At 54.5% G+C, this 12903-nt stretch carries 14 protein-coding genes, 1 other RNA gene and 1 pseudogene; 12 read left to right on the forward strand and 4 right to left on the reverse strand.

The annotated features are described in order from the left end of the window. Positions 1 to 7 precede the first annotated feature (7 nt). Entirely contained in the window at positions 8 to 1399 is a 1392-nt protein-coding gene (locus Y71_RS06360; protein ID WP_035942389.1) for an efflux transporter outer membrane subunit, read from the forward strand. 37 nt (positions 1400 to 1436) lie between these two features. Continuing rightward, complete coding sequence (locus Y71_RS30350; protein ID WP_007370685.1) at positions 1437 to 1595, forward strand: hypothetical protein; 159 nt, start codon at positions 1437 to 1439, stop codon at positions 1593 to 1595. A gap of 44 nt (positions 1596 to 1639) precedes the next feature. Here the strand turns inward: Y71_RS30350 and Y71_RS06365 are convergent, their stop codons facing one another. Beyond that, positions 1640 to 2545 (reverse strand): LysR family transcriptional regulator, encoded by a 906-nt coding sequence (locus Y71_RS06365; protein WP_007370686.1) that lies wholly within the window; start codon positions 2543 to 2545, stop codon positions 1640 to 1642. A gap of 139 nt (positions 2546 to 2684) precedes the next feature. Between Y71_RS06365 and speB (Y71_RS06370) the strand changes: the two genes are divergently transcribed. The 7 genes and pseudogenes from speB (Y71_RS06370) to Y71_RS29915 all read left to right on the forward strand — a co-directional run bounded on the left by speB (Y71_RS06370) (position 2685) and on the right by Y71_RS29915 (position 9266). After that, positions 2685 to 3650, forward strand: coding sequence for an agmatinase (gene speB / locus Y71_RS06370; RefSeq protein ID WP_007370687.1), 966 nt, complete (start codon positions 2685 to 2687; stop codon positions 3648 to 3650). Continuing rightward, positions 3647 to 4633, forward strand: coding sequence for an agmatinase (gene speB / locus Y71_RS06375; protein WP_007370688.1), 987 nt, complete (start codon positions 3647 to 3649; stop codon positions 4631 to 4633). Before speB (Y71_RS06370) ends, speB (Y71_RS06375) begins: the two co-directional genes overlap by 4 nt. Continuing rightward, positions 4630 to 5442, forward strand: a complete 813-nt coding sequence (locus tag Y71_RS06380; RefSeq protein WP_007370689.1) for an ABC transporter substrate-binding protein — start codon at positions 4630 to 4632, stop codon at positions 5440 to 5442. The genes speB (Y71_RS06375) and Y71_RS06380 overlap by 4 nt, the downstream gene beginning before the upstream one ends. A 36-nt stretch (positions 5443 to 5478) precedes the next feature. Then, positions 5479 to 7014 (forward strand): amino acid ABC transporter permease/ATP-binding protein, encoded by a 1536-nt coding sequence (locus tag Y71_RS06385; RefSeq protein ID WP_007370690.1) that lies wholly within the window; start codon positions 5479 to 5481, stop codon positions 7012 to 7014. A gap of 353 nt (positions 7015 to 7367) precedes the next feature. After that, positions 7368 to 7496, forward strand: a pseudogene (locus tag Y71_RS29905) (phage tail sheath family protein); the annotation flags it as partial. A gap of 428 nt (positions 7497 to 7924) precedes the next feature. Next, on the forward strand, positions 7925 to 8368 hold the full coding sequence (locus tag Y71_RS29910; RefSeq protein ID WP_145954125.1) for a hypothetical protein: 444 nt from the start codon (positions 7925 to 7927) through the stop codon (positions 8366 to 8368). A 451-nt stretch (positions 8369 to 8819) separates the two neighbouring features. Next, on the forward strand, positions 8820 to 9266 hold the full coding sequence (locus Y71_RS29915) for an RNA-dependent RNA polymerase family protein (protein ID WP_145954126.1): 447 nt from the start codon (positions 8820 to 8822) through the stop codon (positions 9264 to 9266). Here Y71_RS29915 and Y71_RS06405 read toward each other — a convergent pair. After that, positions 9263 to 10410 (reverse strand): IS3 family transposase gene (locus Y71_RS06405; RefSeq protein ID WP_085949497.1). Its coding sequence is split into 2 segments (ribosomal slippage): positions 9263 to 10173 and positions 10173 to 10410, totalling 1149 coding nucleotides; the frame shifts between segments, so codons are not numbered across the junction. The two genes, Y71_RS29915 and Y71_RS06405, sit on opposite strands and share 4 nt — an antisense overlap. Positions 10411 to 10447: 37 nt before the next feature. Here Y71_RS06405 and Y71_RS06410 point away from each other — a divergent pair. Next, complete coding sequence (locus tag Y71_RS06410; protein ID WP_236946451.1) at positions 10448 to 10819, forward strand: RNA-dependent RNA polymerase family protein; 372 nt, start codon at positions 10448 to 10450, stop codon at positions 10817 to 10819. 117 nt (positions 10820 to 10936) lie between these two features. Here the strand turns inward: Y71_RS06410 and ssrA are convergent. Together ssrA and smpB are read right to left on the reverse strand one after the other, a co-directional pair. After that, positions 10937 to 11299: a transfer-messenger RNA gene (gene ssrA / locus Y71_RS06415) on the reverse strand. A 201-nt stretch (positions 11300 to 11500) separates the two neighbouring features. Further along, positions 11501 to 11983 (reverse strand): SsrA-binding protein SmpB, encoded by a 483-nt coding sequence (gene smpB / locus Y71_RS06420; RefSeq protein ID WP_007370697.1) that lies wholly within the window; start codon positions 11981 to 11983, stop codon positions 11501 to 11503. 158 nt (positions 11984 to 12141) lie between these two features. Between smpB and Y71_RS06425 the strand changes: the two genes are divergently transcribed. Together Y71_RS06425 and Y71_RS06430 are read left to right on the forward strand one after the other, a co-directional pair. Further along, positions 12142 to 12579: a type II toxin-antitoxin system RatA family toxin gene (locus Y71_RS06425; protein WP_007370698.1), complete on the forward strand. Its 438-nt coding sequence runs from the start codon at positions 12142 to 12144 to the stop codon at positions 12577 to 12579. Then, positions 12569 to 12862 (forward strand): RnfH family protein, encoded by a 294-nt coding sequence (locus Y71_RS06430; RefSeq protein WP_007370699.1) that lies wholly within the window; start codon positions 12569 to 12571, stop codon positions 12860 to 12862. The genes Y71_RS06425 and Y71_RS06430 overlap by 11 nt, the downstream gene beginning before the upstream one ends. The last annotated feature ends 41 nt before the right edge of the window (positions 12863 to 12903 follow it).

A 12903-nucleotide genomic window follows, 5' to 3' on the forward strand; every position in this document is an offset into this window, starting at 1 on the left:
GATGAAAATGTCGTTACGTCTGACTCCGGTCATCTTATTGCTGCTTGGCGGCTGTACCGTCGGCCCGGACTATCAGCGCCCGTCGATGGCGCTGCCGGTTCACTACAAAGAGGCGCGCGGCTGGCAGCAGGCAACGCCGCAGGATAGCGCAAGCAAAGGCGAGTGGTGGGCGGTTTACCGCGATCCGCAACTCGATGCGCTGCTGCGCCAGGTGAGCCTCTCCAACCAGAATGTCGCCAGTTACGCCGCGCTGTATCGCCAGGCGCTGGCGCTGGCGGCGCAGTCGCGCGCCGGGCTATTTCCTTCCGTCAGTTATGACGCCAGTACCACCCGCAGCAGCAGCCATAGCGACGGGCAGCGCAGCACCGGCAATGCGCACCAGGCGGAACTCAGCGCCAGCTGGGAACTGGATGTGTGGGGAAAACAGCGGCGCACGCTGGAAGAGAACCGCGCCAGCGCCGAAGCCAGCGCGGCTGAGCTGGCAAACATGACGCTGAGCGCGCAATCCGAACTGGCGCAGGACTATTTCGAACTGCGGGTGATGGACGAAAAAATCGCCCTCTACCAGCGCAGCGTTGCCGCTTATGAGCGCTATCTGACGGTCATCAACAATAAATATCAGGCTGGAAGCGAATCGCGCGGCACGCTGGCGCAGGCGCAAATGCAACTGGAAAGCGCCCGCTCGACTGCGCAGGACTACCAGTGGCAACGCGCGCAACTGGAGCATGCCATCGCCATTCTGCTGGGTAAAGCACCTGCCGATTTCAGCCTGCCGGTGGCAAAACTCAGCGCCACGATGCCCGCCATTCCGCAAACCTTGCCCGCCGGGCTGTTGCAGCGCCGGCCGGACATTGCCGAAGCAGAACGTAACGTCGCTGCGGCCAATGCGGCGATTGGCGTGGCGGTGGCCGGTTACTATCCGGATCTGAGTTTAAGCGCCAGCGGCGGCGTCAGCGCCTCTGCCATTCAGAGCCTGTTCTCGCTGCCGAACCGCGTCTGGTCGTTGGGGCCATCGCTGAGCGGGACGCTGCTTGATTTCGGCGCGACGTCTGCCGAAGTCGATCAGGCGCGCGCGGCGTATGACAGCAAAGTCGCGACCTACCGGCAAACGGTGCTGTCGGCGTTGCAGGAAGTGGAAGACGGGCTGGTGGAGCTGAATACCCTGCAAGGGGAAATTGCCGCGCAGCAGCGCGCTTCCGATGCCGCGCAGGAATCCGCGCGCGTAACCCGCAACCAGTATGAAGCCGGGATGATTGATTACCTCGACGTGGCCACTACCGAAAACAGCAGCCTGAGCGAGCAGCAGAGCCTGCTGTCGCTACAGAGCACGCAGTGGGTGGCGAGCGTCGAATTGATTGCCGCGCTTGGCGGCGGCTGGCATGCCAGCCAGTCCGAGTAATGTTTTGTTTTACCTGTGATGTCCCTGAGGAGTGGATATGAAAAAAGTAGTTTTTGCCGTGCTGATGTTAGCCAGCGCCTGCGCGCTGACCGGTTGTATTGGCCCCTGGGGACCGTGGGGGCCCGGCGGTGGTGGCCCTGGCGGTGGCGGTCACGGCGGCGGTGGTGGTATGTATCAGGGGCCGGGAATGCGGTAATAAACGAACAAAAGGCGCAGGACGCGCCTTTTGTTTTGGCATTGCTAACGCCGCGTTTTCCACGATTTCGACGCGCTGCGCAGTAAATCGCGCAGCGTGCGGATCAGGATCTCTTTGCTGCGCCCGCGGCGGAAGATCAGGGAAAACGGCGCCTGGTAGCCGTAATCGGTCGGCAGCAGGGCGCGCAGGCGCTGCTGCTGCACCCACGGCAGCGCATAGTGTTCTGGTAAATAACCGATGTATTTTCCGGACAGGATCAGCATCAACTGCGCTTCCATACTCTCCACGCTGGCCACGCTCTGCTTAAAGCCTTTTTTACCCAGATCCGCCGCGCTCCAGTAGCTGCGGGTCACCATGCGCATCTGCGAAATATGCGCGACGGTCGGATGGCGCACGCCGAATAATTCGTGCTGATCGCTGCAATATAACCAGTGCTGCTCGCGGTACAGCGGATGCGAAACCACACTGTTTCCCTGTAATGAAAAGGTGCCGACGGCGATATCCAGTTCATTATTTAAAATGCCGTGTAGCAGGGCGTTCGGGTTTTTGATTTGCAGATTCAGATGCACAAGCGGAAAGAGATCGCTGAACTGCCCAATTGCATCGGTGATCGGCAGCATCGGGTCGGTAATGGTCGAGTCAATGACGCCAAGGTTGAGCGTCCCGCCCTGTTCGCCGCGCAGCGAGGCGGTGTAGCGCTCAAAGTTTTCCAGCGTATTCAGTAGCGTCATGCTTTGCTGCAAATACGCTTCGCCTTTCGGCGTGAGTGCAAAACCTCCCCGCCCCCGGCGGCACAGCACAAAACCCAGCTTCTCTTCCAGTTCGCTCATGTAATTACTGATGGCCGATACCGTCAGGTTGAGATCCTGTTGCGCGCTGGCAAAGCCCTGATGTTTCGCCACGGTGACGAAAATATGCATTAACCGCAGATTGGGAAATTTTGCAGCCATGACAGTCGATTGCCCTCTTTTTCGCGCGTAATTAGTTTTCACTTTTCTAAACTAATTTTTTGTATTTTGCTATTTTTCCGCCGTTTCCCCCCGGGCACTATCTTCGCAACACACCCTGTATTGCGAGGAGCGAGTCAGCATGGAAACTCTTTTTCACCAGCCGCAGAGCGGTAACGACATGCCCCGTTTCGCCGGACGCAGCACCATGATGCGTCTGCCGTATTGCGATAGCCCGGCCGGGCTGGATGTGGCGTTTGTCGGCATTCCACTGGATGTCGGTACGTCGCAGCGGGCCGGTACCCGCTATGGCCCGCGCCATATCCGCAGCGAATCGGTGATGATTCGCCCGTACAACATGGCGACCGGCGCAGCGCCGTTTGAGTCATTGCAGGTGGGGGACATTGGCGATGTGCCGATCAATACCTACAGCCTGCTGAAGTCTGTCGATCTTATCGAAGCGTTTTATAGCGAACTCAATGCGTGGCCGGTGATCCCGCTGACGCTCGGCGGCGATCACACCCTGACGTTGCCGATCCTGCGCGCGCTCGCCAAAAAACATGGCCCGGTCGGGCTGATTCATGTGGATGCCCACACCGACACCAACGACGAGATGTTTGGCGAGAAGATTGCCCACGGCACCACCTTCCGCCGGGCGGTGGAAGAGGGGCTGCTGGACTGCAAACGCGTGGTGCAGATTGGCCAGCGTGCGCAGGGCTATGCCAGTGGCGATTTTCAGTGGGGCGTGGATCAGGGATTTCGACTGATTACGGTGGAATCGTGCTGGCATAAAAGCCTGACGCCGCTGATGGCAGAGATCCGCGAAATGCTCGGCGACGGGCCGGTCTACCTTTCCTATGACATTGACAGCATCGATCCCGCCTGGGCGCCGGGCACCGGCACGCCGGAAGTCGGCGGGCTGAGCGCGATTCAGGCGCTGGAGATTGTACGTGGCTGCCGCGGCTTGAACCTGATTGGCGGCGATTTGGTGGAGGTCTCTCCGCCTTACGATATCAGCGGGATCACGGCGCAGCTTGGCGCCAACCTGCTGTACGAAATGTTGTGTGTGTTGCCCGGTGTTCATTATCAGGGGGAAAAACGTCTGTGAATCATTCAACGCCAGTGGATTACCCGCAGCCGCAAAGCGGCGAAATTCCGCGCTACAGCGGGCTGCCGACCTTTTTTCGCCTGCCGTTTGGCGCGCAAATTGCATCGCTCGATATCGGCGTGGTTGGCGTGCCGTGGGATGGTGGCACCACCAACCGGGCGGGAACCCGGCACGGCCCGCGTGAATTACGCAATGCCTCCAGCCTGGTACGGCGGGTGCATCCGGTGACTTTTCAGTCGCCGTATGACCAGGCCCGCGTCGGTGATTTGGGGGATGTGCCGGTCAACCCGGTAGATGTGCAGGACACGCTGGCGCTGATCGAGGCCTGGTACCGCGCGTTGCATGAGCAAAAGGTGATGCCGTTGACCGCCGGTGGCGATCACCTGACGACGCTACCCATTTTACGGGCGTTAGGGCGTGAGCAGCCGCTGGGAATGATCCATTTTGATGCACATTCCGATACCAACGACACCTATTTCGGCGGCGAGCGCTTTACCCATGGCACGCCGTTTCGCCGCGCAGTGGAAGAGGGCGTGCTGGATCCGAAACGCACCGTGCAGATTGGCATTCGCGGCGCGTTGTTCAGCGAAAAAGATCATCGCTGGGCCGAAGACAACGGCATCACGGTGATTCGCATGGAGCAGGTGGCCGAAGAGGGCATGGCAGCAGTCATGGCGCGGGCCAGAGCCATCGTGGGCCAGCAGCCGACCTATGTGAGTTTTGATATTGATGTGCTGGATCCGGTGTACGCGCCGGGAACCGGAACGCCGGAAATCGGCGGGCTGACCTCGCTACAGGGGCAGCAAGGGATCCGTTTATTACAAGGGTTAAATCTGGTGGGAGCCGACGTGGTGGAAGTCTCGCCACCGTTTGATCAGGGCAATCTGACCAGCCTGACCGGTGCCACCATGATGTTTGAACTACTTTGCCAGCTTGCTGATGCGCATCATCGGCAGCGGCTTTCTACAGGAGCAGGGGAATGAAAAAAATGAAAATGTTACGTGGGCTTTGCGCCGCAGCGGCGCTGATGGCGGGCATGTCGGCGGCCAGCGCCGCAGACGGCATTCTGACGCCCGGAGAACTGAAAGTCGGGCTGGAAGTGGCCTATCCGCCGTTTGAATCCTGGCAGGATAATAAAATTGTTGGTTTTGATGCTGAGCTGGCACAGCTCCTTAGCGATCAAATGGGCCTGAAACTGCAACTGGCCGACACCAAATTCGCCGGGTTGATCCTCGGGCTGAACGCCAATCGTCACGACACGGTGATTTCCGCGCTGTACATCACCGAAGGGCGCATCGCGCAGGCCGACGCCATTCCTTATGCCGATACCGGGGCCTACATTATGGTGCGCAGCGACAGCAAGGTCGCACCAAAAACCGAACAGGATCTGTGCGGCTTAACCGTCGGTTTGCAGCAGGGCACTTCATGGGTGACCAAACTGCGTGATCTGTCGGAAAACTACTGTAAAGCAAACGGTAAAGAACGCATCACCGTGAAAGAGTTCCCCACTGCGCCGGAGACGTTGCAGGCTCTGCTTTCCGGCAATGTGCAGGCGCAGGTGGATATTGCTGGCGCGGTGAGTATGTTCGCTGAGCGCAGCAATGGCCGCGTCAAAATCACCTCGCCGCAGACCATTTATCCGCAGACGCTGGGGATTTATGTGAAGAAAGGCAACACCGCGCTGAAAACCGAAATTACCGCCGCGCTGAACGCCCTGCGTGAAAACGGTAAATACGCCGCGCTGCTGCAAAAATACGCCCGTTATGGCATCACCGAGACCCAGGCGCGCTGATAGCGCCTGGCCTCACCAGATAAGGGAGCGGCACGCATGACATTTAACTGGGACTATTTCTTTTCACTGTTTTCGATGGCGACATTCTGGCAAGCCAGCGTCACCGTGGTGGAACTCAGCGTGCTTGCCTGGTGCGCGGGACTGGTGCTGGGGTTTGTGGTCGCCAGCGCCAGGTTATCCGGCCCTCTCTGGCTGAAAAGCGTTTGCCAGGTCTACATCTGGTTGTTTCGCAGCGTGCCGTTGCTGGTGCTGGTGGTGTTTGTTTATAACCTGCCGCAGATGTTCCCGGCCAGCGGCGCGGTGCTCGGCAATGCTTTTTTTGCCGGGCTTCTTGCCACCATTCTGGTTGAAGTGGCTTATATGGCGGAGATCCACCGCGGCGGCCTGATCTCGGTGGCGAAGGGCCAGCATGAGGCCGGCTATGCGCTGGGTTTCAGCTACCTCGGCATTCAGCGGAAGGTGGTGATCCCGCAGGCGCTGCGCATTGCGTTACCGGCGCTGGTGAATGAGTTTATTACTATTGTTAAACAGACTTCGCTGGTGTCGGTGATTTCTCTGCCGGAGTTGCTGATGACCGGGCAGCGACTCTACGCGGAAAACTTTCTGGTGATGGAGACGCTAGCGGCGGTGGCGGTCTATTACGTGCTGATCGTTTCCGTCTTCAGTTTGCTGTTCCAGGCGCTGGAGCGCTGGGCGAACGTTCAAGTGAAAAACCCGCAAACGCTGGATGACCACCAGCTTGACGCGCTGCGCCAGCAGGCCGTGCCGTTGGCCAAACGTCAGGCTGTCGAGCAGCACGGTACGCCTGACGCGTTATTGATGAAACAGATCCAGAAAACCTGGGGGCAAAACCCGGTGTTTAAGGATATTGATTTACGGGTCGCGCCTGGCGAAGTGGTCAGCGTGATCGGGCCTTCCGGCTCCGGGAAAACCACGCTTATCCGCAGTATTAATGGTCTGGAGACGCTGGACAGCGGTGAGATTGTGCTGTTTGGCGAAAGTTTTATTCAGGCCGGCGACAACCGCCACTCCCGTTTACGCAAGCAGGGTATTCGCCGCATCGGCATGGTTTTTCAGGGTTTTAATCTGTTCCCGCATTACACCATTTTGCAGAACGTGATGCTGGCGCAGCGTTATCACCAGCAGCCGGAGCAGGAGTCCGCACGGCGTGCGCAGGCGCTGTGGCTGCTGGATAAAGTCGGCCTGCTGGCCCATATGAACAAATATCCGCACCAACTTTCCGGCGGGCAGCAGCAGCGGGTGGCGATTGCCCGCGCGCTGGCGCTATCGCCCGATATTATGCTGTTCGACGAACCGACCTCGGCACTGGATCCGGAACGCGTCGGCGAAGTGCTGAAAGTGATAAGCGATCTCGCGCGGGAAGGGATGACCATGGTGATTGTGACCCACGAAATGGATTTTGCGCTGGCGATTTCTGACCGCGTGGTGCTGATGGATAAAGGCACTATTCAGGCCGATACCACGCCGGAAAATATTCGCCACGGCGAAGCGACACCAGCGCTGCAACGCATCCGCCAGTTTATGGGGGTGAATGGCGCGGAAGTGGCGTGAGGTTCGTTGCTTTAGAATAAAAACCCCGTCGGGCGAAGGTCTTGCGGGGTTTTGTTTGGCGTGATTGTTAGTGAAATCTGAATCTAATACGACTCCTCCTGCGCTGGCCTCTCGCTGATTTATGACTGCTCCCCCCGATTTGACCGCGCAAGTTTCAGCGTTCGGGCTGCGTCAAGCCGATCCGTCATCACACTGCGCTGGTAGATAAGCCAGAGGCCTGAACAGGGCAGGGCGGTGGTGACTTGCAGCTGTGTTGTGCGCAGGTGCTCCAGATATTTGAGAGCATCGATGGGGATGGTGGTCTGTTTCATACACGCGCCTCCGCAACCGGCAGACGTGCCGCCAGGGAAGAACAGCTGGCGCAGCAGTGCGCGAGCCACACCCACCCCGACACCGGCACGCCGACCAACGCCAGCGCCTTTACGCAGACGGCTGGCAAAGCGGGACAGACCCGCAGCAAGTATCAGGGCATCATCGCCTGATCCCCTCCCGACAGCCCGCCCCGTGCGGGCTTTTTTGTACCCCTCACCAGACACGCTACGGTGCGTTCTGAGCGCGTCACGCCCCGCACCATCTCCACGCCCCCCATCAACACGATCGCACCCGTCCCGGTTCGCTGGCGCAGCCACGCGCCGACAAAATAAAGTCGTCACAGACAAAAACGGCACTACACCGCACCCGCCTGCGGGTTTTGGATCGGGGAAATTTTTCAGTTTTATTTTTCTACAAACTAGACCGCCAGACTGTGCCATTGCTGGCGGTTTGCGGGAAAACCAACACTGAAAAGATTGAAAAGGATTTCAGCTTTTTTCAGTTTTCAGGATCTGTAAAGGATCTCGCTGAAAATTCATCTTTATGTTTTAAAAGGATTTTCATTATTTTACGTTACCAGAAAGGGGCATCATGAACAGTGGCAGAGCGCGGGGCTAAAAAGAGGAAAGCCAGATGCTGTAAGGCCTGCGGGAAAGTTTCCGCATCGGGCAGAACTGAAAAACATACACGCTCAGCGGCGCTATTTTTGCCTGTGAATTCCAAGAATCATCCGAAAGAAAAAGTCTCCTGGCTGGTAAGGGCAGGTTGTTTGATAACCTTCCTTCACCGCATGTTTCGTGAGATGGATTTTATGGATGCAAAACTGGTAGCGAAGGGCATCAGTGACGGCCTGGCTTCAATACCTGAGGGGCTTTATTTATCTGCCGTCAGAACGGCAGAGGGAACCGGTTTTATTAATAGACAGGATAAAGTCCGAAACGAGAATGAAAACGAACGTGTTGGAACAAAGGAATGGTTACCTATTGCAGACATGCCATTTGATAACGAATTGGTTGTGCGTATGTCGGCCTCGGCTCATTAGGGAAAAGCCCGCCAATTAATGGGAATTTTTTTAATGTAAAACATGTATAAAAATGTTTATTAATGTTGCATGCAAAGTGTATTCTTAACTTCCTGACGTTAGCCGGTGAATCCCGGCCTCTCTGTACGATCGTCGTGTTACGACATGTGGCGCTCAACGAATCGCCGAATCGCCGAATCGCGAATCTCCGGGTCGCCGCGAACCGTGAATAACGGTTATTCGTTATCCGTGGTTCTCCGTTTTTAGTCTGGACTATGCGCTTGCGCTAAGAAACGTCAGGACTGTATAGAGAGCACAAGTATGTTTAAATACAAACTTGACTTAGTGAAGGTGCTGAAAGTTGCTACGGCAATTCTTGAGTTCCTCACTGCACTTATCGTGTTTGTTGAGGTTCTGCTGCCTCACCTTCACGTAGTCCTACACTACTCTTTGCATAGGCGTATCGATATTGATGGATATGTGGAAACACAAATTTGAAATCAAAAAAGATAGATGGGTCTATGTTCCTTCTGATGAAATGTATAGATATGGTAAAAGATTACATCGCTTTATAATTGGTAAATGGCGGGCTCCTCTTTATTATTACCATATGAGAGATGGTGGGCATTTAGCTGCTGCCAGAATTCATTTCAAGAGTGAATATTTTGCTTTGGTTGATATACGAAACTTTTTTGAGTCAACTTCACAAAGCCGCGTCACAAGGGAGTTAAAGACCATTTTCCCCTATGAGGATGCCAGGAAAATAGCAAAAATATCAACAGTTAGAATTCCTAAAAGCGAAGATAAAAAGTTCTCACTCCCCTACGGATTTCCTCAATCACCGATTTTAGCTACCTTATGTTTACACAACTCTTATGCTGGGCAAGTTATAAAGGGTGAATCGCCACGGATAATCTAGACACTTCCGAGCCGTTGATAATACTGGTTTTCATATTCTGTCGGTGACATCTGTTCGCTAGAACCATGCCGACGCTTACTGTTATAAAACATTTCGATGTAATCAAAAATATCACTGCGGGCTTCTTCCCGCGTTCCGTAGATCTTTTTCTTTATCCGTTCACGTTTCAACAACTGGAAAAAACTTTCTGCAACCGCATTATCATGGCAGTTACCGCGACGGCTCATGCTACCCTCCAGGCCGTGTGATTTCAGGAACGACTGCCACTCATGGCTTGTGTACTGACTGCCCTGATCCGAATGAACCAGCACCTGTTTTTCGGGATTACGCCGCCATACAGCCATCAGCAGTGCGTTCAGGACAATGTCCTTTGTCATCCGGGATTGCATGGACCAGCCGATAATTTTGCGTGAGAACAGATCAACAACAACGGCAAGATACAGCCAGCCTTCGTGGGTCCTGATGTAGGTTATGTCCGTTACCCAACGCTCATCAGGAGCATCCGGATTGAACTGTCGCTGGAGCCTGTTGGGTGACACGATACTGGCCTCGCCTTTACGTGCCCGCGGGCTTCGGTATCCGACCTGAGCCTTTATTCCGACACGTTTCATCAGTCTCCAGACTCTGTTTACTCCGCACTGTTGCCCGCTGTCACGCAGATCCAGATGGATTTTGCGATAACCATAGACGCATCCCGACTCCAGCCAGAACTGTTTAATCTGTCCTGTCAGTCTCAGGTCTGCCTGATGGCGTTGTGAATGCGGCTGCTGAAGCCAGGCGTAAAAACCACTGGGATGAACATCCAGCACCCGACAGAGCAGGCGAACAGGCCAGCAACAGGAGTTGTCACGGATAAAGGCGTACCTCAGTCGGACAGCTTTGCGAAGTACGCCGCGGCTTTTTTTAATATGTCCCGTTCGTCGGTAACCCGTTTCAGCTCTTTCTGGAGACGGCGGATCTCGGCCTGAGCATCTGACTGTTCTTTATTAGTGGAAGAATCCGGACCGTACTTCTTTATCCAGGCATAAAGGCTGTGGGTGGTGATATCGAGACGTGTTGCAACGCTGGCAACAGAATAACCGCGATCAACAACCTGTTTGACTGCTTCAGTTTTAAACTCTTCGGGATAACGCTTACCGCTCATGGGCACCTCTCTTTAAGCCATCTTAAATGACTCTGAGGTGTCTGTTAAACCCGTGGCGATTCAGGGTATGTATAAGAGCGGATTGGTGAAAGTTTCTGTATATATGGACGATATTATCCTTTCCAGCAAAGACTTAGTTATCCTTAACGATAACTTTAAGACCTTATGTGAGGCTTTGCAAAAATCCCGTTATGAAGTCAATGAAGTTAAAACGTCTCCGCCAGCTAAGGTTGTCACTGTTTTTAACCTTAACCTTTCTCATAATAATCTTAGAGTTACATCAAAAAGGTTAGTTGAGTTCTTACAGGCTTATGCACAGTCTAAGAACAAGCACGAGCGAAAAGGTATCGCAGCATATATCCGAAGTGTAAACCCTGATCAGGCTAATCGACATTTCCCAAAAAAGTAGCTTTTAGGTTGTTTTCAAACTTGTCTTGATGACACACGAACGTAACCCGCTGTCGCCATTTTGCCGCCACTACCAAAGAAAAAGGGGCTACGCTTTCACGTAACCCCTTGTTTTAATTGGTGGAGCTGGCGGGAGTTGAACCCGCGTCCGAAATTCCTACATCCTCGGTACTACATGCTTAGTCCAGTCTTTACATTCGCTTGCCAGCTGCGGACGGACACGCCACTAACAAACTAGCCTGATTAGATTTAACGCTTCAACCCCAGGCAGGGCATCCACGCGATCTCTTTTGGGTTTGACCTCTCTTGATCCCCGTCCTAAGAGCGGAGGCTAGGGAGAGAGGGCTCTCAGCAGGTTATTAAGCTGCTAAAGCGTAGTTTTCGTCGTTTGCGACTATTTTTTGCGGCTTTTTACGAGGCCAACCGCCCCTCGGCATGCACCTTGGGTTTCGCAAATCCCGTCGAATCCAGAATCAGCCCCAAAAGTGTTCGCTGAGTATAACAGATTTATGACGCAGCATACCAGTCCATATCGCGGCAAACGGCCTGATAATGCGAGTTGAGGATATTCTGAGCGGCATTTGTTCTATCGAAGCGTTATTCGAGGAAAAAATTTAGTGGGATAAACAAGAGAAGCCGGAAAGCCGTGTTGCCCTCTCCCGGTGTGAGAGGGCTGTGCGGGTTAGCGCCCGGCGTTTTTCATGATGCGGGCTTTATCCAGCTGCCATTCGCGCTCTTTCAGATCGGAGCGTTTATCATGCTGTTTTTTACCCTTCGCTACGCCAATTTTCACTTTGCACCAGGCGTTTTTCCAGTACAGCGACAGCGCGACGACGGTGTAGCCTTCACGATTGATGCGGCCGTAGAGGGAATCCAGTTCGCGCTGATTCAGCAGTAACTTACGGGTACGTGTGGGGTCGCACACATAGTGGCTGGAGGCAACGGTTAATGGCGTAAAGTTTGCGCCAAACAGAAACGCCTCGCCGTCTTTCAGAATAACGTAGCTGTCGCCAATGTTAGCTTTACCTGCGCGTAAGGATTTTACTTCCCAGCCTTGCAGTGACAGCCCGGCCTCAAATTCTTCTTCGATAAAGTATTCATGGCGGGCGCGCTTATTCAGCGCAATGGTGGCTGAACCTGGTTTATGTGCTTTTTTCTTCGTCATAATGTCGTGAAGCCATCCGGTAATCTGATATCTGAAACTGACCTCATTGCGTCCTGTGAGGTTTAACGCGTTATCTTAGCATGAGTTCCGGCTTAGCGTTTTCCTTTCATCCGACGGAAATGGTATTATTTGACGATTGTGTGAACGCGGAAAACCTTATGCCTCAGATTAGCCGTACTGCGCTGGTGCCTTACAGCGCGGAACAGATGTATCAGTTAGTGAACGATGTGAAATCTTATCCTCAGTTTTTGCCTGGCTGCACCGGTAGCCGGGTGCTGGAAGCCGGGCCGACGCAGATGACGGCGGCGGTCGATGTTTCCAAAGCCGGGATCAGCAAAACGTTTACCACGCGCAATACGCTGGCTGCTAACCAAAGCATTTTGATGCATCTGGTCGATGGACCTTTTAAGTCATTGATGGGCGGCTGGAAATTTACGCCGCTCAGTGCCGATGCCTGTCGCATTGAGTTTCAGCTTGATTTTGAATTTACCAATAAGCTGATTGAGCTGGCCTTTGGTCGCATCTTTAAAGAGCTGGCGGCCAATATGGTGCAGGCGTTTACTCTTCGCGCGAAAGAGGTTTACCGTGTCGGGTAAAATTGCCGTCGAAGTGGCTTATGCACTGCCGGAAAAGCAGTATCTGCAACGGGTGACGCTGGAAGAGGGCGCGACCGTTGAGCAGGCGATTCGCCAGTCGGGCCTGCTGGAGTTGCGCAGCGATATCGATCTGAAGGTCAATAAAGTGGGCATCTACAGCCGTCCGGCAAAACTGCATGATGTGGTACATGAGGGAGACCGCGTGGAGATTTACCGTCCACTGATTGCCGATCCGAAAGAGCTGCGTCGCCAGCGGGCAGAAAAAGCGGCGAACAAGCCGTAATGCGCTATTAGCGGAAACAAAAAAGGTGCTCACTGAGCACC

Origin of the sequence: Kosakonia radicincitans DSM 16656 (genome assembly GCF_000280495.2) — a bacterium.
Taxonomy (GTDB): Bacteria; Pseudomonadota; Gammaproteobacteria; order Enterobacterales; family Enterobacteriaceae; genus Kosakonia; species Kosakonia radicincitans.